The organism is Colidextribacter sp. OB.20 (genome assembly GCF_009911595.1).
In the GTDB taxonomy this organism is placed as follows: Bacteria; Bacillota; Clostridia; order Oscillospirales; family Oscillospiraceae; genus Lawsonibacter.
On the sequence record NZ_QWKG01000017.1, the window covers coordinates 35256 to 60111 of the forward strand.

Consider the following 24856-nt stretch of genomic DNA (forward strand, 5'->3'; position numbering starts at 1 on the left):
CCCCTACAGAACGGAAATGAACGAGGTGTTTGTATTGAAAACAGTTTACATAAATCTGAAAGAGGGCCTGTCAGCTCTCCTGAACCGGCTGGGACTGCTGGTTCCGGGCAAGGTGATGTATATCGGCGGCAGCGACACACTTCCCGCTCCCCTGAAGCGGGAGGAGGAGGCCCAGCTCATCGCCCGCCTGGAGGCGGGGGACACCGAGGCCCGAAACCGCCTCATCGAGCACAACCTGCGCCTGGTGGCCTATATCGCCCGCCGGTTTGAGAATACAGGGATCAATATTGAGGACCTGATCTCCATCGGCACCATCGGGCTCATCAAGGCGGTGGGCACCTATCAGCCCGCTAAGGCTATCAAGCTGGCTACCTATGCCAGCCGGTGCATTGAGAACGAAATCCTGATGTACCTGCGCAAGACGGCCAACCAAAAGACAGAGTTGTCCTTCGACGAGCCGCTGAACACCGACTGGGACGGGAACGAGCTGCTGCTGTCCGACGTGCTGGGCACCGACGAGGACCTGGTAGTCCAGCCCCTGGAGGCCGACGTGGACCGGCAGCTGCTCCGCCAGGCCATGGAGCGGCTGAACGAGCGGGAGCGGCATATCATTACCCTGCGCTTTGGGCTGGACGGCCGGCGGGAGTGCACCCAGAAGGAGGTGGCCGACCGGCTGGGCATCTCCCAGTCCTACATTTCCCGGCTGGAGAAGCGGATCATCGCCCGGCTGAAAAAGGAGATTGTGAAAATGCTGTGAGGATGTCCCGCCGCCAGGCCAGCGGCAGGAGGGGGTATAGGGACGTGCCGGGTGCGAATAAGGTAGAGCGGAGGTGTGATAAAATGCTGTCACCTGTGATCTACCTGATGATGAACGGACTGTTTTTTACCCTGCGCCTGTCTGGAGGAGGAGGCTCCTTTCCCAGACCGCTGAAGGCCGCGGAGGAGAAGGAATATCTGGAGCGCTGCGCCCAGGGGGATTTGGAGGCACGAAATATCCTTGTGGAGCACAACCTGCGCCTGGTGGCGCATATCGTTAAAAAATATTACGCTCAAACCGGAGATCAGGACGACCTGATCTCCATTGGGACCATTGGACTGATTAAGGGAATCTCCACCTTCAAGGCGGATAAAAATGTAAGGCTGGCCACCTATGCCAGCCGGTGCATTGAAAATGAGATTCTCATGCATTTTCGTGCGCAGCGCAAGCTCCAGAGTGAGGTATCCCTCACCGACACCCTGGAGGCGGCGGGGGACGGAGGGACCCTGTCGCTGATGGATGTGATCGCGGTAGACGACAACATGCTGGAGGATCTGGATACTCGGGATGCCTGCGTCAAGGTCCGTCAATGCGTCCAGACCTGTCTGACTCCGCGGGAGCGGATGATTATCACTCTGCGCTACGGCCTGAACAATAAGCTGCCCCAGACTCAGCGGGAAATTGCCAGCCGGTGCGGCATCAGTCGGTCCTATGTATCCCGCCGCGCTTAATGTAAACGATGCCCGGAAAGCCTTGCAACGCAAGGGCTTGTCCGGGCATCGGATGTTTGGGGTAGCACCGTGGTTATTGCAAACGGTGGAGGAATTTTAGGGAGATAAGCGGCCATTCATCATTTGATATTTGCTCGGATTATTGGTATAAAGGCTTATATATTCTAAAATATCTCTTCTTCAAGGCATCGCGCCCACCCTCCATAACATCACAGATTTCATTTCTAATCGCCTGATTTTGCAATGCTCCCTCAACCTTGCAGAGAACCTGCCCATTCGTAAAGTACATAGCGATTATTTGTTCTGCGGCACCATTAACTGGAATGTTTGGATTATGTGTCACGACAATCACTTGATTCTTAAGCTTTTGTCTACGCAATTCAAATACTAACATTTCAGAAATCAGTTTCGTATCCAAATCATCTTCTGGCTGATCAATAATGAGGGGGCCATTATTAGAACGCAAAATTAAAGACAATAATGCTGTTGTCTTTTGTCCAGCTGAGCCTTGAGCAATATTTGAAAACCTCCCATCCATTTTAATTTCCAATTGAATAGCATCAGGTGGAGTCCATATTTGCAAGTCGTCAATATCCTCAGGATGCTCAATACACAAAGAAGAAATATAAGCACTAAAACGTTTCCCGTACTTTTTACCGCCAAGATCTTTGTTTATAAGGCTAGACAGAGTTTCTAATCTATTCTGCCAAATATCTGCTCCATGATTCGGGGCGCAGAGCTGTCCAATGAAAGAATTATGAATATCATCTAAATCAAGGATGTCAGATTGAAACTGGCTATCTTTACGGATAATATTTCTAAATTCTTTCTCAGCTAAACTCATATCCTGCATAGGGAGCAATGTGATCCGTACTTGGTCCGAATTTAACTCCGCTATGATACGAGCCCGCTCTTGACGTAATAGCTTTTGATGCGAGATGATTGCTTCAAATTGAGCAGACTTTTTTCCCTCGATTTCTTCCAACTGATTTTTCCAATATAGTACATCTGCAATTTTTTGCTCCAAATCCGTTCTCTGAGAATACAGTGTCTCAAGTTCATCAATGCTATCAATTCCTCGTTGTTTTAAAAGAGAAATTGCACTTAAATATTCTGTTCTAGCGGTTTCAAAATCAGCAGATATACGGTGATTTTTACTTAACTCTTCTGCGGCATTCTTCAGAGCAACCATTTTTTCTTGTAGAGCTATATACTCGCTCATCAATTTGCTCCACTCTAAAATAAAGCGTTTATATTTTTTAGCTGACTCTTCGTCTAAGATGGCATCAATATCGACCTGATCTACCAAAGTTGTTTGAACAATATCATACTGCAACTCAGACAGTCTGGAGATGATGGTAGCCAGTTCTGATTTAAAGGTTTCATACTTGGAAGAAAATGATTTTATGGTTGTTAGTATAGGATTATTTGCAACGGTTTCAAGTGCATGAATTTTCGCATCGAGATCAGTTAAACGTGCTTTCAGGGATTCTTCTTGGGCTATTTTATTACTTATTTCTCGCGACTGTCTACATATAGTTTTGTATTCTTCACTAAGAGTTGATAGTTGTTGTTTCCAAGCATCATAGTCAAATAAGCTGTCGATATAATGAATCAAGCAATTGGGATCTTCCGCCATTTCATATAATTGCTTTTGACTATAAATTTGGACAGGAAACCTCTGGTCAACATTACCAGCCCCATCACTTAGTTTCCAGTCACCATGCTCATAGTAATATTCAGTCCATTTTTCGGATTCCCAAATCAATTTAAGTTTTCGTCCATCTTTTTTTACATGAACTTGTATTGTCGTATTTGGACGCAACATACCAACATCTGTGCGGCTAGTTGGGATTTTTGAAAACTTATTAAATGAGGTCTCTATTTCACTTGGAAGATTATGGACTTTCCCGAAGGCAATACGCAAAAACTCTGTAATGGTTGTTTTGCCTGATCCTCGACCTCCAATTATTGTATTGAGCCAAGGACTAAAATGTATACAAAATGCAGCTCCATTCCCTATTTTTTGTCCTTGTTCAATTTCTAATTTTTCAATGAAGCAACGTTCACCAAGATTATTTGGATCATCAACGCTTGTCCCATCTATAATAACTCCATCCTCCCTGTCTTGTAAGGCGAGGGCCAAAGATTCAATAGTTGGAGCTTCCATCTTAACCCAAGAAAATCGTTTTGCAACATCAGAGCACTTGTGCGCATCAGATCCCATAACATAAGTAAATTCACGCTTCATATCTACACAAAGCTGTGGGAGCTGATACATGGGGTCTGTAACTTCAACCGCAAAAAAATCACAGTTGTCCAACACATTTTTCAGTGCACTACCGTCAACTGCATTAAAAAGACCCTTTACATCATTCACATGTGCCGGAATTGCAATGCCCCCAGAATGTTGGATTAAGTTTACTGCTTGGTGAAATTTTATTTGATCTCCACCATTTTGTATGCGTGAAATTACTGAAGATATATCATCAACAGGTTTTTGGGGATCAAAAATGGCCAACAAATGAATTGCAGGAAAGACTTCGACTTCTACCCCAGGAAAAATGGCGAGTTCTCTGTATAAATCACTATTTTCAGCTTTAATATTCTGTAATTCTGTTCGTAAAATTTCTGTCCAAGCACAAGAATCGTGATCTGTAATAGCAATACAGTCAATATGTTTTTGCATAGCAGAAAGTAAGAAATCCTTGGCAGATAATTCTGGTTCTCTGTAGTCAGATGATGCCGGTGTGTGCAAATGGAAATCAAATTTCCACCATTTTGCTCCATTCATTACAAAGACCCTCTTTCTATCTATAAATAAAAATTTCTATTTTAAAAGGAAATCTAACACGCTTTGAATTCTAATCCCATCCTGTGTCTGCATTAGGTCACATTCTAACGCAATCACCAATTTCTCATAATTGTCCCGAATTTTCCGTAACGGAGCCAATTCCCGCTCCCGGGTTTCTGGAGCATTCATATTCTCCGTAACCTGAATATACTTCTTCGCATCCGCCTTTGTGGCAATAAAGTCTACTTCCTGGTTGTCAATCTTTCCGATGGCTACATCATATCCCTGCCGCAGCAACTCAAAATAGACGATGTTCTCCAGAATATGCCCACTGTCGCCATCCCGATAACCTAACAGATAGTTCCGCAGGCCCATATCCACGATATAATACTTGCCCAGTGTGCGCAGATACTCCCGGCCTTTGATGTCGAACCGCTTGATCTCGTAGAAGATATACGCCTCCAACAGTGCCTCAATATAGCTCTGTATCGTATGCACCGCAGGTTTCCTGCGGCCTTTTTCTTCTAATAGACCCTCGTTGACCAGCGTGTTGCCAATAGAGGTCGCAGACACATTGTTACCGATGTTATCTGCTAGGAACATGATGATTTTTCGGAGCAGGACCGGGTCAGTGATGGTGCGGCGCCCCTTCCGCTTTTCACGCTCCAAAATATCGTTGACAACAGCGGCGGAGTACACGCCGTCCAGCGCCGCTGTTACACGGTCAATTTCCAGGCCCACATCTGCCAACATAGGCATACCACCGAACCGGGCATATTCATTGAACAGTTCCCGCTCATCGTAAATATCGCCGTCCTGGTCTGTGATCCGACGCTTCAGTGCTCCAGTAGGCGATTTTTTTTCAGTCACGGTGTAGCCGTGGAAATCTAAAAACTCCTTAAAAGAAAGGGGGAGTACCTTGATCTCAACATATCGGCCAGAAAGGTAGGTGGACAGCTCAGACGAAAGCAAGTAGGCATTAGAGCCAGTGATATAAATATCACAATCAAAATCTACACGGAAGGAGTTGACAGCATTTTCCCAACCTGAGATTCTCTGTACCTCGTCAAAGAACAAGTACATCCGCCGCTCAGGTAGGACACGGGCTTTCACATATTCGTAAAAACCTCTGACATCCATATCAGGAAAGCTCATGGACTCAAAGTTCATTTCCAGTATCTGATCCTGGCCAATGCCGTTTTCACGCAAATGCTGGGCCATCAGTTTCATGAGGCTGGATTTCCCACAGCGCCGTATACCGGTTATGACTTTTATCATCTCGGTGTCTTGAAATGCAATCATCCGATTCAGATAGAGGTCGCGCTTTTTCAGCATTGGCTTCTGCATAATCATTACCCTCCCTATTCATGTCAAGCATAGCATATTTATGCCCAGAAAGCAAGTTTATTACATCAAAATAATAAAAAATAAATTTGACACGATTTTTTACATTGAAATAGAAAGATTTTTGCTGTGGGCAGGAGGGCAATATCGCGGGCATAGGACTCGTTGAACGAATTTTTAAGAGGGGGAATTAAAAAACGCCAACATACTATGAGACGAATGGCTCCAAAGGTCTGCTCTATAAAGAGTGGGCCTTTTTCTTATGTGATTATCGTGATAAATCAGCAAAGTGCTATGGATAAGAAGTTGTCACCGTTGCCAGCCCCAATATTTTGGGGCTGGTTGACTTAACACGATAACAACGTTTTCTTATGCTCTGAAAATTTAAATAGAGGAGATAACCGAATGATCCTTTTAAAATTAAGAATCCAAAAAGTTCTGCGAGAGAACCACGCCGACTTTATTGACTCGCTTCGACTGAGTGGGATTGATGTGAAACGTGGTGGCTGGAGTGCGGATGCCGTTGAGCAAAATGCTCAGGCTGGAGCGTTGTCGCTCATACAGTTTGCATCACAGGAAAGCATCTCAGACCGGTGCCGGGACATTTTCCTCTGGACGATTGCAGAAAATTTGGACAAGGAAGAACGCACCTCCGTCATGGCTTGGATTTTTACTGCTTACGAATGGACCGGACGATTCCCGCCCTATGCGATCATTCAACACATGGTCGATCCGACGCTTTTTTATGAATTCTGCGTTTCCTTACAAAAATATCTGCATATGTATCTCCAAGGCTATTTCTCGCGTACTGTGAATATAGTTTAACATCTCAGATCAGGAGGCGTTTCCGTGAAACCGCAAGAGTTGACTGTAACCACCCTCTGTACAAAAGATGCACCCGATGTCCAGCAAATCATCCTAAATTCCTTAGAACTTTTTCTCAAAAAGGAGCTTCACAACATTGCAAGTTTCTTGTGCCATATTGTATGATACATACGATGAATGGCCGCTTATCTCTGGAGGTATGATATGTACTTAGAGATAAGCAACCCCATGGATTACCATGCGGCATTATACATCAGGTTATCGAAGGAGGATGAAAATGAAGGTCCGTCCGAAAGCGTCAACAACCAGCAATCCCTGCTCAATGAATTTGTCCAGCAGCACCGCCTGACCGTTTTCGACACCTATATTGATGATGGATGGAGCGGAACTAACTTTGACCGGCCAAATTTCCGGCGCATGATTGCAGACATTGAGGCCAAAAAGGTCAACATGGTCATTACCAAGGACCTGAGCCGCCTGGGCCGCGACTACATTCTGACCGGCCACTACATGGAGCGATACTTCCCGGAGCACCGTGTGCGTTATATTTCCTTGCTGGACGGCATCGACACTGGGGTAGACTCCACCGCCAACGACATTACACCCTTCCGCGCCATTATGAACGATATGTACGCCAAGGACATCTCTAAAAAGATTTCCAGCGTCAAGCATGACAAGCAAAGGAAAGGTCTGTTCATCGGAGGCAAGCCAGTCTACGGCTATAAGATGCACCCGACAGAAAAGAACAAAATTGTCATCGACGAGGACGCAGCCTCTATGGTGCGGCGGATTTTTGCTATGGCTTTGGATGGCATGAGCTGCCGAAAAATTGCCACTCAACTGAATGCAGAGGGCGTACCTACTCCCGCCACCTATGCCGGTCTGCCGGTGGCAAATCCTGGCCCCTACACTGGCCTGTGGAGCAGTGAGCGCATTTCCGATATGCTGCAAAACGAGACTTACATCGGGAGTATGGTGCAGGGCCGCACACGGAAAATCAACTATAAAAGCAAAAAGTGCATCAAACAGGACCGCCGGGACTGGGTGGTAGTAGAGGGCACCCACGAGCCGATTATTGACCGGGAGACCTTCGACAAGGTACGGGCGCTGGTCAACAGCCGCAGGCACACCCGAAGCCGGACCTATGACTTTCTGTTCAAGGGGCTGATCTTCTGCCACGAGTGTGGCTACCCGCTGGCGGTGCTCAACCGCAAGAATGCGGCAGGGGAGGACCGGCTGTATTTTGTCTGCCGCACCTACCAGCGTTTCACCAAGGCAGGTGTCTGCACCAGCCACACCATCAAGGAGGAGACGGTCACCCAGACGGTGATTGAGAAGGTGCAGGAGGTCTGCCGAGGCTATCTGCAAGCAGATCAGCTTCTTCCCCAGGCGCAGAGAGCGGTGGCCAAGGCTGTCGCGAAAGCGAACAACGAAAAGGAGATTGTCTCACTAAAAGCCAAAATCGACAGCCTGACCACCCACCTGGACAAAGTGTACATGGATAAGCTGAGCGACGTCCTGGATGAAGCCGACTTCCAGCGCATCTACGCCAAAGTCAAAGCCGACCGTGCCGCTTTGGAGCAGCGTCTCAGCCAGCTGGACCGCCCGGACTACTCCCCGGCGGAACAGGTTAACCTGGCAAAAAAGTTGGTGGAGCGGTTCCTGGAAACCGCCTCCACCAACCGGGAGCTGCTGGTCAGCCTCATCGAACGGGTGGAGCTGACCAGCGACAAGCAAATCATCATCAAATTCCGCTTCAAACAGCTGGAAACCGCATAAATTCGGCATAAAATCACAAACTGCATCGTTTACAATACCAGGGGCGCTATGTGTCCCGTATCGAAAAGAAGGCACTGGAAAAGCTTCAGGTGGGGATGGATGGGTGGACGCCATGAAGAAAAACAGAAGCTGCGGCCTGCCGGCACGCGGGTGCGAAAAAGGACATAGCCGCCTGAGGGCAGGAGGACGGCCCAATTAGATAAATCAAACAACCGGCGGGGCTTTTTGGCACCGCCGGTTGTGATTCTTGGGCACAGCTTTTTCTTGAAAAGTGATATATTGTATGATAAAATAACAAAATAGTATAGACATAAGAAGGCCGAACTGCGAAAAACAGGCGGCAGAACAAAGGAAGGAACTATGAAAGGTATTGTCCTGGCGGCGGGGAAGGGGACCCGCCTGTATCCGATGACCAAGCCGGTGTGCAAGCCCCTGCTGCCGGTGTATGACAAGCCTCTGATTTACTATCCCATTGCTATTCTCATGCAGGCGGGCATTTCGGAAATTATGGTTATTGTCCCGCCGGGGGAGACGGCCACCTTCCAGGCCCTGCTGGGAAATGGGGAGCAGTATGGGCTGCACATTGAATACGCCGAGCAGCCGGTGGCCCGGGGCATCGCGGATGCCCTGCTGATCGGGCAGGAGTTTGTAGGGGGTGACCGGGTGTGTCTGGTGCTGGGGGACAATATCTTCTACGCCCCCACGCTGGCCGTCACCCTGAAACGGGCCGCCGCCAACGACCGGGGCTCCACTGTGTTTGGCTACTGGGTGGAGGACCCCCGCCCCTTCGGCGTGGTGGAGTTTGACAAGGGCGGCCGGGCCATCTCCATCGAGGAGAAGCCCCGCTACCCCAAGTCCAACTATATCATTCCCGGTCTTTACTTCTACGACCACCAGGTGATGGAGATCGCCCACCAGCTGAAGCCCTCCGCCCGGGGAGAGCTGGAGATCACCGACGTGAATCTGGAGTATCTCCGCCGGGGGCAGCTTCAGGTGATTCCCCTGGAGAAGAATTTTACCTGGCTGGACGCCGGCACCGCGGACAGCCTGCTTTCGGCGGGAGATACCATCAAGAGGATTCAGGACACCACAGGGCGGTATGTGGGCTGTCTGGAGGAGCTGGCTCTCTATGAGGGCTGGGTCACCGAGGAGCAGGTCCATGCCATCGGCGACGAGCTGTCCATGACCCTGTACGGAAAATATTTGCAGTGCCTTTGAGGAGAAGCCCATGAAACGTATCCTGATGCTGGCCACCGGCGGGACCATCGCCTCCATGGACAGCGGACAGGGGCTGAGCCCTGCTATCACCTCGGAGGAGATCTTGAGCCATGTCCCCGCAGTGGGGGAGCTGTGCCAGGTGGAGGCCGTCCAGCTGATGAATCTGGACAGCACCAACGTGGGCCCCGGCCACTGGCTGGAGATGGCCGCCGCCATCCGGGCGCGGTACGCTGATTTTGACGGCTTTGTCCTCACCCACGGCACCGACACCATGGCGTATACCGCCGCCGCCCTGTCCTATCTCATTCAGGACTCCCCAAAGCCTATTGTCATCACCGGCTCGCAGAAGTCCATCGCCCTCAACGACACCGACGCCCGGCGGAACCTGTACGACAGCTTTCTCTACGCCGCGGACGACCAGTCCCACGACGTGAGTCTGGTCTTTGACGGCAAGGTGATTCTGGGCACCCGGGCCAGGAAGGAGCGCAGCAAGAGCTTTAACGCCTTCTCCTGTGTGGACTACCCGGAGCGGGCGGTCATCCGGGACGGGAAGCTCATCCGCTATCTGGCTCCCCGGTCCTACCCCCGCGGGGCGGAGCCAACCTGCTACGACAGGCTGGAAGACAGGGTTCTATTGCTCACCCTCATCCCCGGTATGGGAGCGGAGGGCCTCCGTCGGCTGAAGGACAGCTATCAGGCGGTGATTCTCCAGTCCTTCGGGGTGGGCGGCCTGCCCGGCGGGGGACACGGCCCCCTGGCCCTGGCGATGGAGGAGTGGCTGTCCGCCGGGAGGACCATTGTGATGATGACGCAGGTGCCCTATGAGGGCAGCGATATGTCGGTCTATCAGGTGGGCCAGCAGGTGAAGGAGCGCTTTCAGCTGCTGGAGGCCTATAATATGACTCTGGAGGCCGCCACCGCCAAGCTGATGTGGGTGTTGGGCCAGACCCGTGACCTGGAACAGGTCCGGGCGCTGTTTTACCGCCCGGTGCAGTTTGACATGATTCAATGATTGTTCAGATAACGGAGGTTCTCAGTGAAGCGTTTCCACCGTATTTCCGCTGTGTTGCTGGCGATTTTGCTGTTGCTTTCCCTGCCGGCCGCCTGGGCGGCCGCCCCGGAGAGCCACAGCACAACGGTGCTTTTTACCCATGACCTTCACTCACATTTCCTGCCCCAGGCGGACGGAGAGGGGGGCGAGTCGGGGGGCTACGCCCGGCTCAAGACCGCTTTGGACCGGGAGCGGAGGGCCCATCCTGACGCCCTTACGGTGGATGGAGGGGACTTCTCCATCGGCTCTCTGATCCAGACCCTGTATACCACCCAGGGGGCGGAGCTGCGCACCATGGGGGCCATGGGCTATGACGCCGCCGCCGTGGGCAACCATGAGTTTGACCACACCGGAACGGGCTTCGCCTCCATGCTCAATGCTGCGGCGGACAGCGGGGATCCGGTCCCCGCCCTTCTGATGGCCAACTACAAGCCCGCCAATGATAACCCGGATAAGCTGGATATCCAGCGCTCCATGGCGGCTTACGGCGTCCAGGACTATATGCTCCTGGAGCGGGGCGGGGTGACCTACGGTCTCTTTGGTCTGATGGGGGTGGATTCCCACGCCTGCGCCCCCTCCTCCGGCTTCACGCTGGGGGATATGGCCTCCAACGCCCAGCGGTGTGTGGACGCCTTGAAGGCGGAGGGCGCTCAGTTTATCATCTGCCTGTCGCATTCGGGGACCAGCGAGAAAAGAAAGCTGTCTGAGGATGAGCGGCTGGCGGAGGCGGTGAGCGGCATCGACCTTATTGTCTCGGGGCACACCCACTCCACCCTCACCGAGCCAATTGTGGTGGGGGACACCTATATTGTCTCCGCCGGGCCCTACTGCCAGAATCTGGGCTCCATAACCCTGACCTGGACGGAGGGCGGGGACAAGACCCTCGCCGACTACCACCTGACCCCCATTGACGAGACCCTTCCCGAGGACAGGGAGATCGGCCTGCTGGTGGACCAGTGGAAGCGGCTGGTGGGGGGAACCTATCTGGGCCGGTACGGCCTGACCTATGACCAGGTGCTCACCCGAACGGATTTCGACCTGCCCACCCCGGAGTCCGGGGTCCAGAGCGGCAGCGCACTGGGGGAGCTGGTGGCCGATTCCTTCCTCTGGGCGGCACGTAATCTGGAGGCTGACGCCCCCGATCTGTTCGACGTCATGATTACCGTCACCGCCGACGGGGTGCTCCGTGCCCCCTTGGCGAAGGGGGAGATTACCGCCTCCATGGCCTTCGACGTGCTGTCCATGGGGGTTGGGAGCGACGGTACCTCCGGCTTTCCCCTGGTGGGGGTGTACCTCACCGGCAGGGAGCTGAAGGCCGTTGCCGAGGTGGACGCCTCGGTAACCCCTCTCATGCCCGCCGCCCAGCTGTATATGGCGGGGCTGGACTACTCCTTCAACACCCACCGGATGTTCTTCAACCGGGTGACGGATGCACAGCTGTATTGGAGAATGGACTACACCTACGATGCAGAGGTGACAAACCCCGATGGCACGCCTGGAGAGCCTGGCGGGAACAGCGCCGTTTTTCCCAGTGAAATCGAGGACGACCGGCTCTATCGGGTGGTTACCGGCATGTACTCCGCCCAGATGCTGGGCGCGGTGGAGGGCAAGTCCTTCGGCCTGCTGTCCCTGGAGCCCAAAATGGCCGACGGCAGTCCGGTCACTGACTTTGAAGCCTGCATCCTCCGGGATGCCAACGGCAATGAGATCAAGGAGTGGTATGCGCTGGCCGCCTATCTCCAGAGCTTCGGGGAGGAGGGCCTGCCTGACAGGTATGCCAAGCCCGGCGGCGACGGGCGGAAGCATGTCAGCCGCAGCTGGAACCCCCTCGAGCTGGTGACAAACCTGAACTGGATCGGGGCCGCAGCCCTGCTGGTGCTGGCGGCGGCAATCGCCCTGGCGGTTTTCCTGGTCCGGTGGCTGCTGGCGGCCAAAAGGCGCCGCCGCTACGGCGGAGGGCGCCGGAACAGGTGGTAAAGCATATGATCTGTGCGGCGCGAGCCGCTGGCAATATAACTATGATGGAAAAGGGAAGTACTTTGACAGGAGGAGAAACAGTGAAGAAGTACGAGATCGTAACAAAAAAGGTGCTGACGCCGGAGATCAGTCAGATTTCGGTGTACGCGCCGCTGGTGGCTGCCAAAGCCAAGGCGGGCCAGTTCATTATTCTGCGGGTGGACGAAGCGGGTGAGCGGATTCCTTTGACCATCTCCAGCGCGGTGGACGGCCTGGTCACGGTAATTTTCCAAAAGATCGGCGGCTCCACCATGGCTCTGGACCAGATGAACGAGGGCGACTGCCTCCAGGATTTTGTGGGCCCCCTGGGCCTGCCCACCGAGGTGGAGGACCTGGGCCGGGTGGCCGTTCTGGGCGGCGGTCTGGGCTGTGCCATCGCCCTGCCTGTGGCCCGGGCCCTGCATCAGGCCGGCAATCAGGTGGACCTGATCGGCGGCTTTAAGACCAAGGAGATCGTCATTCTGGAGGAGGAGATGAAAGAGGCCTGCACCGACCTCCACATCTGCACCGACGACGGTACCTATGGCTACCACGGCTTTGTCACCGGCATGCTGGAGAAGCTGATCGAGAGCGGCGTCAAGTTTGACCACGTTTTTGCCATCGGCCCCCTGCTGATGATGAAGTTTGCCTGCAAGCTCACCGAGAAGTATAACATCCCCACCACCGTGAGCATGAACCCCATTATGATCGACGGCACCGGCATGTGCGGCTGCTGCCGCCTTACTGTGGATGGCGAGGTGAAGTTCGCCTGTGTGGACGGCCCCGACTTCGACGGCCACAAGGTGGACTTTGACGAGGTTATCGCCCGCAACGCGACCTATCTGGAGCAGGAGACGAAGGCGAGAGAGAAGCATCTCTGCCGCCTGGGAGGAGGTGCCATGAATGGCTAATACACAGAATGTAAGGACCCTCATGGGGGATCAGGACCCGGTCAACCGCACCAGGAATTTTAAAGAGGTGGCTCTGGGCTACTCCACCGGCGCGGCCATGAACGAGGCCGACCGCTGCCTGAACTGCGTCAACAAGCCCTGCGTCAGCGGCTGCCCGGTGGGCATCCCCATTCCCGATTTTCTGCGGAAGGTGGCCGACGGCGACATCGGCGGCGCCTATGAGATTCTCTCCGCCGCCAACGCTCTGCCCGCCATCTCGGGCCGGGTCTGCCCCCAGGAGACCCAGTGCGAGGGCAAGTGCGTCCGGGGCATCAAGGGTGAGCCCATCGCCATCGGCCGCATTGAGCGCTTTGTGGCCGACTGGGCTGCCTTCCGGGGGATTACCGACAAGGTGGAGCCTGTTCCCAGCAACGGTCACAGGGTGGCGGTCATCGGTTCCGGCCCCGCCGGCCTGACCTGCGCCGGCGAGCTGGCCCGCATGGGCTACGACGTCACCATCTTCGAGGCCTTCCATGTGGCCGGCGGCGTGCTCAGCTACGGCATCCCCGAGTTCCGTCTGCCCAAGGCGGTTGTCAACCGTGAGGTGGAGAAGCTGAAGAAGATGGGGGTCAAGATCGAGCTGAACATGGTCATCGGCAAGGTGCTCACCATCACCGAGCTGTTTGAGCAGGAGGGCTTCGAGGCTGTATTCATCGGCTCCGGCGCGGGTCTGCCCATGTTTATGAAAATCCCCGGCGAGAGCCTGGTTGGCGTCTATTCCGCCAACGAGTACCTCACCCGCATCAACCTGATGAAGGCCTACAAGGAGGACTCTCCCACCCCCGTGCTCCGGAACAAGAAGGTAGCGGTGGTGGGCGGCGGCAACGTGGCCATGGACGCCGCCCGGTGCGCCCGCCGTCTGGGGGCCGAGGTCCACATCGTATATCGCCGCTCCGAGGCGGAGCTCCCCGCCCGCGCCGAGGAGGTCCACCACGCCAAGCAGGAGGGCATCGTTTTCGACCTGCTCACCAACCCTGTGTCCATTGAGGGGGATGAGAAGGGTCAGGTTCAGTCCATCACCTGCATCAAAATGGAGCTGGGCGAGCCTGACGCCTCCGGCCGCCGCCGCCCCATGGCGGTCCCCGGCAGCGAGTTCAAGATGGACGTGGACGCTGTCATCATGTCCCTGGGCACCCAGCCCAATCCCATGAGCTACGAGGGCACTCCCGGCCTGGAGAAAAACAGGAAGGGCTGTGTGGCCGCCGACGAGAACGGCTGCACCTCCTGCCCGGCCATCTTCGCCGGCGGCGACGCCGCCACCGGAGCGGCCACCGTCATCCTGGCGATGGGCGCCGGCAAGAGCGCCGCCAAGTCCATTGACGAGTATATCAAGAGCAAGCAGTAATGTAAGAGGGGGCGGTCTGATTTAGACCGCCCCCTATATTGGTATTCCTGTAGGGGCGGATATCATCCGCCCGTTCCACTGTGGTTATATCGTGTGGGCGGGTAATACCCGCCCCTGCATCCGAATCAAGGAGGCCGCCATGATCTACCTGACCCGTTTTTCCCTCCCAGGCGAGGGGGCGGAGCTGAGTTTTCTCGGAAACAGCCGGGAGAATAAGCGCACCTGCTACACCAGCCGCTACCCCTTCGGCGTCTTTCTCAGCCGGGGAGCCCTGACTCTGAAGCTGGAGCCCGTCACCATCCTCTGCGGGGGCAACGGCAGCGGCAAGACCACCATTCTGAACCTGATGGGGGAGAAGCTGGGCCTGAGCCGGGGGACGGTGTTCAACCGCAGCTCCTTCTTTGAAGACTACCTGGAGCTGTGCCGGGCGGAGACCGCCCCCGCCTTCCGGGATGCGAAGGAGAACAGCCGGGTCATCACCAGCGACGACGTGTTCGACTATCTGCTGGACCTGCGGTACATGAACGAAAACATCGACCACCGCCGCCGGGAGCTGCTGGAGGAGTACGCCGACGCCCGATACGCCAAATTCCAGATGCGGTCCATGGAGGACGTGGACAGGCTGCGCCAGGTGGTGGATGCCCAGCGCAGGACCGGCTCCCGGTATGTCCGGGATCGGGTGATGAACGACGTGGTGGAGAAGTCCAACGGGGAGAGCGCTTTCGCCTTTTTCACAAAGGAGATTCAGGAGGGGGGCCTGTACCTGCTGGATGAGCCGGAGAACAGCCTGTCCCCCAGGCTTCAGCGGGAGCTAGTGTCCTTTCTGGAGGACTCTGTCCGGTTTTACCGCTGTCAGTTTGTTATCTCCACCCACTCGCCCTTTCTGCTGGCTATGAGGGAGGCCAAAATCTATGATTTGGACAGCGCTCCGGTCCAGCCCTGCTCCTGGACCGAGCTGGAGCACATCCGGACCTACTGGCAGTTCTTTCAGGAGCACCGCGGGGAGTTTGAGACATAAAAGCAGCCGCCTTTCCCTTGGAAAGCCGGCTGTTTATCATCTTATTGCAGCGTCTGAATCGCGGCCTGGGCGGCCATCTGCTCGGCCTCCTTCTTGCTGTGGCCCGAGCCGGAGCCGATGGTCCTGCCGTTTAGGGTGACCTCCACAAAGAAGCGTTTGTTGTGGTCGGGGCCCTCCTCGCCCACCAGGCGGTACTGGAGAACCTGGCCGCTCTCCCGCTGGACCAGCTCCTGAAGGGAGGTCTTGTGGTCCCGGGGCTTGGCAAGCCCGGCCACCTCCCGGCTGAGGACAAATTTTTGGATAAACTTTCGGGCTGAGCCAATGCCGCCGTCCAGGTAGATGGCGGCCAGGACTGCCTCCACGGCGTCGGCCTGGATGGAGGGGCGCTCCCGGCCTCCGCCGGAGCTCTCTCCCTTGCCCAGGCGCAGATACTCCCCCAGACCCAGCTCCCGGGCGACCTCCACCAGGCTCTCCTCACACACCAGGGCGGCCCGGGTACGGGTCAGATCGCCCTCCGGGAGGTCGGGGTGATTGCGGTACAGGTGGTCGGCCACCACCATGCCCAGAACGGAATCCCCCAAAAATTCCAGCCGCTCGTTGCTGGGCAGCTTCCCGCGGCTCTCGTTGGCCCGGGAGCTGTGGGTCAGGGCATTCTCCAGCAGAGCGGGGTCCTGAAAGGTATATCCAAGCTTTTGTTCCAATTCAGTCATGGTAAACTCCTTAGAGTCCGCCGGAAGAAAACCGCCCGGCAGGTCACAGCAGTGGAACTCCGCCTAAGGCGGAGTTCCGTCAATTTGTCAGTCGATCTTATTCTGGAGGAAGTGGACCAGGTCGCCCACCGTTCTGATGGCGGAGGCCTCCTCCTCGTCCAGCTCCTCTATTCCAAATTCTTCTTCCAATGCCATTGAGAGGTCCACAATGTCCACAGAGTCCGCATTCAGGTCGTCGGTAAAAGAGGTTTCCAGGGTGATGCTGTCAGCGTCAACATTGAATTGCTCGGCAATCAGAGCAGCCAGCTTTTCAAAGATCATAACAAGTCGCTCCTTCTGTTTTGTGTCTGCATACTTTCCTGCCCTTATCATAGGAGTATTCCTTTAAACTGTCAATAGGTTTTTTTCATTTTATGCATTTTGACCGGGGAATCCTCCGGACAGGCCCTCCAGATTGGTGAGGAAGAAGAGCAAACGCCTGGGGCGCAAGGCATAGCAGGGCTGTCAAATTGGGAAAGGCCATCATCGCGTTGCACAAATCGGTGAGCGCCCAGACCTGCCCGGGCTCCCAGACGGCCCCCAGAACGGTGCATCCCAGAAAGGCCGCGCGGTATAAAAGGGAAAAAACAGCCAAAATTCTGTTTGGTTCTTTTTCTTTCAAGAAAAAGAACGAAAGACACTGCTCCCCATAGTAGCTCCAGCCCAGAATGGAGGAGAAGGCGAACAGCAGCAGGGACAGGGCGGTTACCAGCTCGCCAGTCCGGCCCAAAGCGCTGCCGAAGGCGGCGGCGGTGAGGGGTGCGCCCGTCAGTCCCGTGGGGGAGAGGGGCAGTCCGCTGACCAGGATAGCCAGGGCGGTGACGGTGCACACCAGTATGGTGGAGAGGAAAACCTCAAAAATGCCCCACATGCCCTGCTGAGCGGGGGCTGTCCGGGCGGCCCCGTGGGCCATGGCGGAGGTGCCCAGACCGGCCTCGTTGGTGAATACCCCACGGGCCACCCCGTACCGCAGGGCGGCCGCCAGCGTCCAGCCTGCCCCGCCTCCGGCGGCCGCGGCGGGGGAGAGGGCACAGGAGAAAATCAGCCCCAGAGCACGGGGGATGCTGCTCCAGTGAAACAGAAGAACCAGCGCACCGCTGCCCAGATAGAGGGCCGCCATAACGGGCACCAGGGCGGAGGACACTGCTGCGATCCGTCCCAGCCCGCCCAGCATCACCAGCCCGGCCAGCAGGGCGGTGACCAGCCCTACAGCCGGCCGGGGACAGCCGAAGGCGGCCTCCAGGCTGGAGGCGATGGAGGAGGACTGGACCAGATTTCCTCCCGCCAGGGTGGCGGGGATGCCGGCCAGGCAGAAGCAGGCGGCCAGGACAGGGGAGCCCAGCCCGTCCCGGAGGTAGTACATGGGCCCGCCCCGGAGCCCGCCCTCCGGCCCGGGGCGCTGGTACTGCACCGCCAGCAGCTTCTCCCCGAAGGAGGTCATCATCCCCAGCAGGGCGGACACCCACATCCAAAACACCGCCCCCGGCCCGCCCAGGGTCAGGGCGGCGGCCACCCCGGCGATGGAGCCGGTGCCCATGGTGGAGGCAAGGGCGGTGGCCAGGGCCTGGAGGGGGGACAGCCCGCCGCCCCGCCCCTTCTGCCTGCGGAGCAGCGACCCCGCTGTCGCCTGCCACCAGGTCCGAAAGCCGAAAATTTGAAACCACCCGGAGCCCACGGAGTACACCAGCCCGGTCAGCAGAAACAGCCCCAGCAGCCAGGGGTTCCACAGGGCGTCCGCCGCCCGCGACAAAAAATCCACCGCATACCACCTCAATGAGTGATATGCGGCGGAAATCAAGGACATGATTACTCCATTATTTTTCTGTCTATTTCCTCCTCTATTGATATCTCCTCGTCAATGTATGCCTCAGCCTCCGGACTGATATATCCCGTTGTTTCCCGTTCAATATCCTCCAGTACCTGTCGCTGGATGCCTCTGGAGCGCTGGAGCATATTGTAAAGCACATCTCTATCTAAGGGCCTGGTGTTCCAGGGACCAGGGGTGTTCCGACTCTCCTCAAAGAGCTCCGTTTCAATGCCTGCCTTGTCAAATTCCCGAAGCATTTTTACGGCTTCCCGCTCCCCGTCCTGCTTCAGCATGTCGGACAGATATACATAGTCATGGGCTTGTATTTTGCTCCGCAGATCCCCGAGGGAGGTGTTGGGAAAATGCTTTCTTAGTAGCTTCAAGGCAGCCGCGTCTGCCGTGGTACTTTTCAGCTTGATGCCGCATCTGTACTCAAACATAGCGATACTCCTGACAATGAATTTTGATGAAATAAGATGGCGGAGGCTATCCTGCTTCCTCCTTGTCCATAAACAGCTCATGGACATTGTTGTTTTTGAACATGCTCCGCATGGCGTAATACCGCTCATGGGTCCTCCAGCCCTGGTCGATGGAGCCCTCGCCGTTGCGGACGATTTTGGCATCGGGGTAGGTCTCCCTCAGCTGTTGGTAGTCGCGGTAGGGAATCCGGGTGTGCTCCATCCACAGCCGCTCCAGGTTGGGCAGGTTGTAGAGGTAGGTGGCGTCGCTGACCCGGTTGTAGCTGATATTCAGGTCCTTGAGGTTGGGGGTGTACTGCAAAAAGCTCAGGTCGGTGACATAGCCCACAAAGAACTCCAGGTACTCCAGCTTGGGGGTGTACTGAATCCAGGACAGGTCCTTTACCTGGTTATCCACCGCGATGAGAATCTTCAGATTGGGCATGTACTGGAGGAAGGACCAGTCGTGAACCCGGTTGTGCCCCAGGTCCAGGGCCACCAGGTCGGTGCAGTACCGCAGGTACTGGGCGTCCTCGTCGTAGAGGAAGAAGGTCTGGGCACAGGTCTTCATGGTGGAGAAGGCTACCACGTCGGTGCGGAAGGTCCAGTGGTGCCACACGATCTCCCAGATCATGCGGATGTCGGGGAAGGTATCCTGGAGGGCGGCGTACTCTGCGTTGGTGAAGCCGGTCTTGCACAGGTCCACCCAGGTCAAACAGGGGAGCACCTCAAAAATCTCGTACAGGTTCACCCCCTGACCGGCCAGGTCGTGGCCCGACAGGTCCAGCGCCGCCATGTCAGGGGTCACGATCTCGCCGTCCACGTCCAGCTGCCACATTACCGACCTGCCCTGACACCGGGCGGTCACGTCCTTGATCTGGGGGACGGTGAGTTGGTAGCCGGTCAGGTCGATCTGTCCTCCCAGGTCCCCCTGGCGTTCCGCCTCGTCCAACACCTGACTGTAGGTCACCGGCGTCCCTGACGTCAGAGCTGTGACCTCCACATTGACCTCCTCCGGGATGCCGGAGCGGTCCAGGGTATAGGGGGGAGGCGGGGGAGGCTCCGGAGCGGGCAGGGAGGCGGAGCCGGAGTTGGAGAGGGGGGCGCCTGAGGGGGCCGCGTCCCCTTGACCGCAGCCACAGAGCAGTACCGTCGTCAGGGCGGCCAGCAGGATAAAGGTTTTTCTCATTTCTGCATCCTCCTTTTTCGTCATTATACACCAGATTCATGGGTATTTCTACCCCTGAAAAGGGAAAAACGCAAAAATAAAAAGGGGCTGTCGGCTGGACGGCCCCTTTCGGGTTGATTACAGTACCTTGGACAAAAACAGCTGGGTCCGGGGGTTCTGGGGGTGGTCGAAGAAGGCGTGGGGCTCATTCTGCTCCAGAATGTGGCCGCTGTCCATGAAGAGGACCCGGCTGCCCACCTCTCGGGCGAAGCCCATCTCGTGGGTGACAACCACCATGGTCATGCCGTCCCGGGCCAGCTCCTTCATCACGTCCAGCACCTCGCCCACCATCTCGGGGTCCAGGGCGGAGGTGGGCTCGTCAAAGAGCATGACCTTGGGCTTCATGGCCAGGGCCCGGACGATGGCGATGCGCTGCTTCTGGCCGCCGGACAGCTGGTTGGGGTAGGATTCCGCCTTGTCAGCCAGGTCCACCCGCTTGAGCAGGGTATCGGCCACCTCGTCGGCCTCGGCCTGGCTCATCAGCTTGGTCTGAACCGGGGCCAGGGTGATGTTTTTCCGGATGGTCATATTGGGAAAGAGGTTGAAGTGCTGAAACACCATGCCCATCTTCTGGCGGACCTGGTCGATCTTCACCTTGGGGTCGGTGATGACGGTGTCCTCAAAGGTGATGGTCCCCGCCGTGGGGGTCTCCAGCAGGTTGAGGCAGCGCAGGAAGGTGGACTTGCCCGACCCGGAGGGGCCGATCACAACCACCTTTTCTCCGGGACTGATGTGCTCGGAGATGTTGTCCAGCACCAGGTGGTCGCCAAAGGACTTGGACAGATTTTTAACGTCGATCACTTTGACGCAGCCTCCCCTCAATGATTTTGATGATGAATGTGAGCAGATAGACAATAGCCAGGTAGAACAGGGCGGCCACCGACATGGGGGCCAGGTAGTTTGCCAGATTCTGTCCGCTGCCCACGTTCTTTGCGGCGGCAGTCAGGTCGTACATGCCGATCATGCTGACAATGGAGGTCTCCTTAATCAGGGCAATCAGCTCGTTGCCGATGGAGGGAATCACATTCTTGATAGCCTGGGGGATGACGATGTACCACATAGTCGCAGCGGAGGACAGACCCAGGGAGCGCCCGGCCTCCGTCTGCCCGATGTCCACGGAGAGGATGCCGCCCCGGATGTTCTCCGACACATAGGCCCCGGAGTTGATGCCGAAGGCGATGATGGCGGTGACCACCAGGGGGAAGCCCCGGATGGCAAAGACTACAAAGGCCATGATAAACAGCTGGAGGGCCATGGGGGTGCCCCGCACCACGGTGACATAGAGGGCGCAGATCAGCTTGGGTATCTTCATCAGCGGGTTTTTCGACTTGGCCAGCCCCACCAGGGCCACAATGGTCCCCAGGATCAGGCCAAGCACCGCCGCGCCGACGGAGATAGCGAGAGTCATGCGCAGGCCGGTCAGCATGCTGTCCAGATATTTGGCGTTGGTAAAGATCAGGGTGAATTTCTCAAAAAAGGTCATGTGATTCCCTCTTTCCGCTGTAATGCCCATAACAGGGCGTGTAGGGGCGCACATTGTACGCCCGTGGTCGATTGGCGGCTCCTGCATCGTGGCGGGCGCACAATGTGCGCCCCTACGGCAAGCGGCGGAACAGTGCCTGAGAGTACCGTTCCGCCGCAGTATACGCTTATTCCAGACCCATGTGCTTCATCACCAGGTCGTTGATGCCGTCCTTGCCCAGGTCGGCCAGCACGCCGTTGATGGCCGCCAGCAGCTCGTCCTGGCCCTTGGTGACGCAGATGGCGTACTGCTCCTCGGTGGGGAAGGGGGCTTCTGCACCGTCAACGCCCGCGTCGTAGTACAGGGCGGCGCACTCAAAGCCGCTGTTCTTCTCCACAATGTAGGAGGCGGGCAGGTAATCCACAACTACCACGTCCACCTGGCCCGCGCCCACGGCGTCCGCCGCCAGCTGGGCGCTGTCGTAGCGGGTCTCCTCGGCGCCGGTGTTGAGAAGGACGCCGTCCCGGCCCAGGTCGTAGTCGTCGCCGTCAGCGGCGTTGATCTCCATGTCCACATAGATATCGCCGGTGGTGTCGGCCTGGACGCCGATCTTCTTGCCGGCCAGGGAGTCCCAGAGGATGTAGCTCACGTCGCCGTCAGCTCCGTCGGGGGTCATGGAACCGGCGGGATAGATCACATACTGCACGGAGGTGAAGTAGGGGTCGGAGAAGTCCACCAGCTCCTTCCGGGAGTCGGTGATGGTAATGCCCGCCGCGCCCACGTCGGCCAGCTTGCCGGCGGAGACGGTGTCGATGATGGTGCCGAACTCCACGTTGGTGTAGACCACCTTGCGGCCCAGCTTTTCGCCCACCATGTTCATGACGTCTACGTCCACACCCACGATGTCGGTGCCGTCGTAGTACTCAAAGGGGGCGAAGTAGGCGTTGGTGTACACCGAGATGTCGGCGCCGCCGGAGGGCTGGGCGGCGCTGGAGCCGCTGCCGCCGGCCTGGCTGCCGGAAGCGGAGGAGGGGGCGCCGGAAGAGGCCCCGCCCTTGTTGGAGCTGTCTGTGCCGTTTCCGCCGCAGGCGGCAATGGACAGAGCCATGGCTGCGGCCATAGCCAGAGCAAAAATCTTTTTCATTCTAAAAACTCCTTTTCAAACGCTGAATGGATTGGCCCGGTTTCCCGGACGCTGACCTGATTATACGCTGAAAAAATATGCACAGTCAATAGATAGATATTCAAAAATAGAAAACCAGCTCTATTTTTTTTGTATAAATCGGATAGAGAAGGCATTTTTTTGAAAAATACGGAGGGCAGGGGCCGGGAAGCGGATGCATAAAAAATGAATATACGAAATAATATTCACAAATTTTCTGCGGCGGAGGGGAACTTGGCGGAGGATTCTGCGTCTATAGAAGAGGAAATTAAAAAATTATTAAAGATGGAAAAAGCCCCTTGCTTTTTTTGAAAAAGTTGCTATTCTATTCCCTGTCTGTGGATAAAACAGGAGGAAACACTATGGATACGCTGTTTGATACACCCCGCCGCCTGCTCCGGAATCTGGCGGAATATCCGGAGCGCTGGGCTTCCCGGCTGGTCTTAATGCTGGGGCCCTGGGTGTGCCTGTGGATGGTGGAGATTTTAAATGAAAATGATGTGTTCCAGGACCTGGCCGCCTGGCAGGTGCTGATGAACATGATCTTTTATTACTGCATCTTTACGGTACTGCGCCTGCTTCTGGGGCGGAACCGGCGCGCGGCGGCGGCGGGAGCGGCTGTGTGCTTTCTGTTCGGCCTGGTGAACCACTACATCCTGCGCTTCCGGGGCCGCATCCTTTTCCCGGCGGACATCACCGGCTGGCGCACCGCCGCCAACGTAGCCAGCGGCTTTGACTACTCCGTGGATATCTACATCACCCAGGCGGCCATCCTGCTGACGGCCTATCTGGCCCTGGTATTTTTCTGCACCCCGCAGAGAGAGCGGGCCAGGCTGAGCCCCCTGGCGGGGATCGCCCTGTGGGGGAGCATGATCTGCTACTGCTACGCCTTTTTCTGCACCGGGATGCTCCCCGCCCTGGACATCTACACCCAGCAGTGGGTCACCCAGCGCAACGGCTTTCTGCTCAACTTCTCCATCGCCCTGCGGTACTCCTCGGTGGATAAGCCGGAGGGCTATTCCAGGGACAGGGTGCTGGAGCTGGCGGAGGAGTACCCCGGCGTTCCGGCGGACCTGGAGAAAAAGCCGGTAAACATCGTTGTTATCATGAACGAATCCTTCGGAGACCTGACCATCTTTGACAGCCTGGACGCCTCGGAGGACCCCACACCCTTCCTTCACTCCCTGGAGGAGAACACCGTCAAGGGCTGGATGTACTCCTCGGTTACCGGGGGCGGCACGGCCACCATTGAGTTTGAGTATCTCACCGGCTTCACCAGCCTGTTCCAGCCACCCCACACGGTGGCCTATCAGCTCTATGTGGAGGAGGGCATGCCCTCCCTGGCCGCCCTGGCCGGTAGCCAGGGCTACGCCACGACGGCCTTCCACCCCTATAAATCCTCGGGCTGGAACCGGATCATCGCCTATGACTATCTGGACTTCGACCGGCAGATGTATGAGGAGGATGTGCCCAGTCCCTACCTGATCCGCAGCTATATCTCCGACCAGTCGGATTATGAGATGATCTACAGAGCTACCGAAGGGGAGGAGACCAGCTTTTTCTTCAACGTCACCATGCAGAATCACAGCGGCTACGCCCAGGGCTGGCGTAACCTGGAGCGGAGTATCCTGCTGCCCGACAATCTGAAGTCTGCGGACCGGACGGCGGAGCAGTTTTTGGCTCTGATGCGGGAGAGCGACAAGGCGCTGGAGCAGCTGATCGGCTACTACAGCCAGTGTGAGGAGCCCACCCTGGTGGTGTTCTTCGGCGACCACCAGCCCCCGCTTACCAACGCCTTCTATGAGGCGCTGTACGGCAAGAAGCTGTCCGAGCGTACCACCGAGGAGGTCATGCGGCAGTACGCCGTCCCCTTCTTCATCTGGGCCAACTACGACATCGAGGAGAGGCAGGACGTGGTTATCAGCCCCAACTTCCTGGGGGTGCTCACCGCCCAGACCGCCGGCCTGCCCCTCACCGGGTACATGGAGTTTCTGTCTGAGCTGTACGAGGTGATGCCAGCCGTCACCCCTGTGGGCTTTGTCACCGCCGACGGGCAGTTCTTGAAAAAATCGGAGCTGAGTGAGGAGCAGAAGGACTGGCTGTGGAAATACGAGGTGCTCAACTACTGCGGCATGGTGGACCTCTTTGACGAGGCCCGGCCTATGTTCTGTATGGACTGACGA

At 56.3% G+C, this 24856-nt stretch carries 21 protein-coding genes; 11 read left to right on the forward strand and 10 right to left on the reverse strand.

Annotated elements, in window-relative coordinates:
* The first annotated feature begins 55 nt into the window (after positions 1-55).
* Entirely contained in the window at positions 56-757 is a 702-nt protein-coding gene (sigE, locus tag D1641_RS05455; RefSeq protein WP_243149273.1) for an RNA polymerase sporulation sigma factor SigE, read from the forward strand.
* 83 nt (positions 758-840) lie between these two features.
* A complete protein-coding gene (sigK, locus tag D1641_RS05460; RefSeq protein WP_160663471.1) occupies positions 841-1488 on the forward strand; it encodes an RNA polymerase sporulation sigma factor SigK in 648 nt (215 codons plus the stop codon).
* Between the two features lie 139 nt (positions 1489-1627).
* Here sigK and D1641_RS05465 read toward each other — a convergent pair whose 3' ends face one another.
* Both D1641_RS05465 and D1641_RS05470 read right to left on the reverse strand, forming a co-directional pair.
* Positions 1628-4282 (reverse strand): TrlF family AAA-like ATPase, encoded by a 2655-nt coding sequence (locus D1641_RS05465; protein WP_160663473.1) that lies wholly within the window; start codon positions 4280-4282, stop codon positions 1628-1630.
* A gap of 36 nt (positions 4283-4318) precedes the next feature.
* Positions 4319-5629, reverse strand: coding sequence for an ATP-binding protein (locus D1641_RS05470; protein WP_201757254.1), 1311 nt, complete (start codon positions 5627-5629; stop codon positions 4319-4321).
* 402 nt (positions 5630-6031) lie between these two features.
* Between D1641_RS05470 and D1641_RS05475 the strand changes: the two genes are divergently transcribed.
* From D1641_RS05475 to D1641_RS05510, 8 genes are all read left to right on the forward strand, one after another.
* Positions 6032-6451 (forward strand): hypothetical protein, encoded by a 420-nt coding sequence (locus D1641_RS05475; protein ID WP_160663475.1) that lies wholly within the window; start codon positions 6032-6034, stop codon positions 6449-6451.
* A 204-nt stretch (positions 6452-6655) separates the two neighbouring features.
* On the forward strand, positions 6656-8230 hold the full coding sequence (locus D1641_RS05480) for a recombinase family protein (RefSeq protein ID WP_160663477.1): 1575 nt from the start codon (positions 6656-6658) through the stop codon (positions 8228-8230).
* Between the two features lie 360 nt (positions 8231-8590).
* Positions 8591-9448: a glucose-1-phosphate thymidylyltransferase RfbA gene (gene rfbA / locus D1641_RS05485; RefSeq protein ID WP_160663479.1), complete on the forward strand. Its 858-nt coding sequence runs from the start codon at positions 8591-8593 to the stop codon at positions 9446-9448.
* Between the two features lie 10 nt (positions 9449-9458).
* Positions 9459-10460 carry an asparaginase gene (locus tag D1641_RS05490; protein ID WP_160663481.1) on the forward strand — a complete coding sequence of 334 codons (1002 nt, stop codon included), beginning with the start codon at positions 9459-9461 and terminating at the stop codon, positions 10458-10460.
* Positions 10461-10484: 24 nt separating this feature from the next.
* Positions 10485-12476: a metallophosphatase gene (locus D1641_RS05495; RefSeq protein WP_160663483.1), complete on the forward strand. Its 1992-nt coding sequence runs from the start codon at positions 10485-10487 to the stop codon at positions 12474-12476.
* 80 nt (positions 12477-12556) lie between these two features.
* A complete protein-coding gene (locus D1641_RS05500) occupies positions 12557-13405 on the forward strand; it encodes a sulfide/dihydroorotate dehydrogenase-like FAD/NAD-binding protein (protein ID WP_347707388.1) in 849 nt (282 codons plus the stop codon).
* A complete protein-coding gene (gene gltA / locus D1641_RS05505) occupies positions 13398-14789 on the forward strand; it encodes an NADPH-dependent glutamate synthase (RefSeq protein ID WP_160663485.1) in 1392 nt (463 codons plus the stop codon). Before D1641_RS05500 ends, gltA begins: the two co-directional genes overlap by 8 nt.
* A gap of 139 nt (positions 14790-14928) precedes the next feature.
* On the forward strand, positions 14929-15807 hold the full coding sequence (locus tag D1641_RS05510) for an AAA family ATPase (protein ID WP_160663487.1): 879 nt from the start codon (positions 14929-14931) through the stop codon (positions 15805-15807).
* A 41-nt stretch (positions 15808-15848) separates the two neighbouring features.
* On the opposite strand, the gene rnc is transcribed toward D1641_RS05510, so the two are convergent.
* The 8 genes from rnc to D1641_RS05550 form a co-directional block, all read right to left on the reverse strand.
* Positions 15849-16517, reverse strand: coding sequence for a ribonuclease III (rnc, locus tag D1641_RS05515; protein WP_160663489.1), 669 nt, complete (start codon positions 16515-16517; stop codon positions 15849-15851).
* 87 nt (positions 16518-16604) lie between these two features.
* Positions 16605-16838: an acyl carrier protein gene (acpP, locus tag D1641_RS05520; RefSeq protein ID WP_160663491.1), complete on the reverse strand. Its 234-nt coding sequence runs from the start codon at positions 16836-16838 to the stop codon at positions 16605-16607.
* 85 nt (positions 16839-16923) lie between these two features.
* Positions 16924-18315 (reverse strand): alanine/glycine:cation symporter family protein, encoded by a 1392-nt coding sequence (locus tag D1641_RS05525; protein ID WP_347707389.1) that lies wholly within the window; start codon positions 18313-18315, stop codon positions 16924-16926.
* A 47-nt stretch (positions 18316-18362) separates the two neighbouring features.
* Complete coding sequence (locus D1641_RS05530) at positions 18363-18803, reverse strand: hypothetical protein (RefSeq protein WP_160663495.1); 441 nt, start codon at positions 18801-18803, stop codon at positions 18363-18365.
* A gap of 46 nt (positions 18804-18849) precedes the next feature.
* Complete coding sequence (locus D1641_RS05535) at positions 18850-20010, reverse strand: leucine-rich repeat domain-containing protein (protein ID WP_160663497.1); 1161 nt, start codon at positions 20008-20010, stop codon at positions 18850-18852.
* 117 nt (positions 20011-20127) lie between these two features.
* A complete protein-coding gene (locus tag D1641_RS05540) occupies positions 20128-20850 on the reverse strand; it encodes an amino acid ABC transporter ATP-binding protein (protein WP_160663499.1) in 723 nt (240 codons plus the stop codon).
* Complete coding sequence (locus D1641_RS05545) at positions 20837-21532, reverse strand: amino acid ABC transporter permease (protein WP_160663501.1); 696 nt, start codon at positions 21530-21532, stop codon at positions 20837-20839. Before D1641_RS05545 ends, D1641_RS05540 begins: the two co-directional genes overlap by 14 nt.
* Positions 21533-21698: 166 nt before the next feature.
* Positions 21699-22655 (reverse strand): transporter substrate-binding domain-containing protein, encoded by a 957-nt coding sequence (locus D1641_RS05550; protein ID WP_160663503.1) that lies wholly within the window; start codon positions 22653-22655, stop codon positions 21699-21701.
* Between the two features lie 380 nt (positions 22656-23035).
* On the opposite strand from D1641_RS05550, the gene D1641_RS05555 reads away from it, so the two are divergent.
* Positions 23036-24853: an LTA synthase family protein gene (locus tag D1641_RS05555; RefSeq protein WP_160663505.1), complete on the forward strand. Its 1818-nt coding sequence runs from the start codon at positions 23036-23038 to the stop codon at positions 24851-24853.
* Positions 24854-24856 lie beyond the last annotated feature (3 nt).

What these genes read in the sequence shown, in the direction of transcription:
- sigK (WP_160663471.1), top strand. Translation starts at nt 841, where the DNA reads ATGCTGTCACCTGTGATCTACCTGATGATGAACGGACTGTTTTTTACC.
- D1641_RS05465 (WP_160663473.1), bottom strand. Translation starts at nt 4,282, where the DNA reads ATGAATGGAGCAAAATGGTGGAAATTTGATTTCCATTTGCACACACCG.
- D1641_RS05470 (WP_201757254.1), bottom strand. Translation starts at nt 5,629, where the DNA reads ATGCAGAAGCCAATGCTGAAAAAGCGCGACCTCTATCTGAATCGGATG.
- D1641_RS05475 (WP_160663475.1), top strand. Translation starts at nt 6,032, where the DNA reads ATGATCCTTTTAAAATTAAGAATCCAAAAAGTTCTGCGAGAGAACCAC.
- D1641_RS05480 (WP_160663477.1), top strand. Translation starts at nt 6,656, where the DNA reads ATGTACTTAGAGATAAGCAACCCCATGGATTACCATGCGGCATTATAC.
- rfbA (WP_160663479.1), top strand. Translation starts at nt 8,591, where the DNA reads ATGAAAGGTATTGTCCTGGCGGCGGGGAAGGGGACCCGCCTGTATCCG.
- D1641_RS05490 (WP_160663481.1), top strand. Translation starts at nt 9,459, where the DNA reads ATGAAACGTATCCTGATGCTGGCCACCGGCGGGACCATCGCCTCCATG.
- gltA (WP_160663485.1), top strand. Translation starts at nt 13,398, where the DNA reads ATGGCTAATACACAGAATGTAAGGACCCTCATGGGGGATCAGGACCCG.
- D1641_RS05510 (WP_160663487.1), top strand. Translation starts at nt 14,929, where the DNA reads ATGATCTACCTGACCCGTTTTTCCCTCCCAGGCGAGGGGGCGGAGCTG.
- rnc (WP_160663489.1), bottom strand. Translation starts at nt 16,517, where the DNA reads ATGACTGAATTGGAACAAAAGCTTGGATATACCTTTCAGGACCCCGCT.
- acpP (WP_160663491.1), bottom strand. Translation starts at nt 16,838, where the DNA reads ATGATCTTTGAAAAGCTGGCTGCTCTGATTGCCGAGCAATTCAATGTT.
- D1641_RS05530 (WP_160663495.1), bottom strand. Translation starts at nt 18,803, where the DNA reads ATGTTTGAGTACAGATGCGGCATCAAGCTGAAAAGTACCACGGCAGAC.
- D1641_RS05535 (WP_160663497.1), bottom strand. Translation starts at nt 20,010, where the DNA reads ATGAGAAAAACCTTTATCCTGCTGGCCGCCCTGACGACGGTACTGCTC.
- D1641_RS05545 (WP_160663501.1), bottom strand. Translation starts at nt 21,532, where the DNA reads ATGACCTTTTTTGAGAAATTCACCCTGATCTTTACCAACGCCAAATAT.
- D1641_RS05550 (WP_160663503.1), bottom strand. Translation starts at nt 22,655, where the DNA reads ATGAAAAAGATTTTTGCTCTGGCTATGGCCGCAGCCATGGCTCTGTCC.
- D1641_RS05555 (WP_160663505.1), top strand. Translation starts at nt 23,036, where the DNA reads ATGGATACGCTGTTTGATACACCCCGCCGCCTGCTCCGGAATCTGGCG.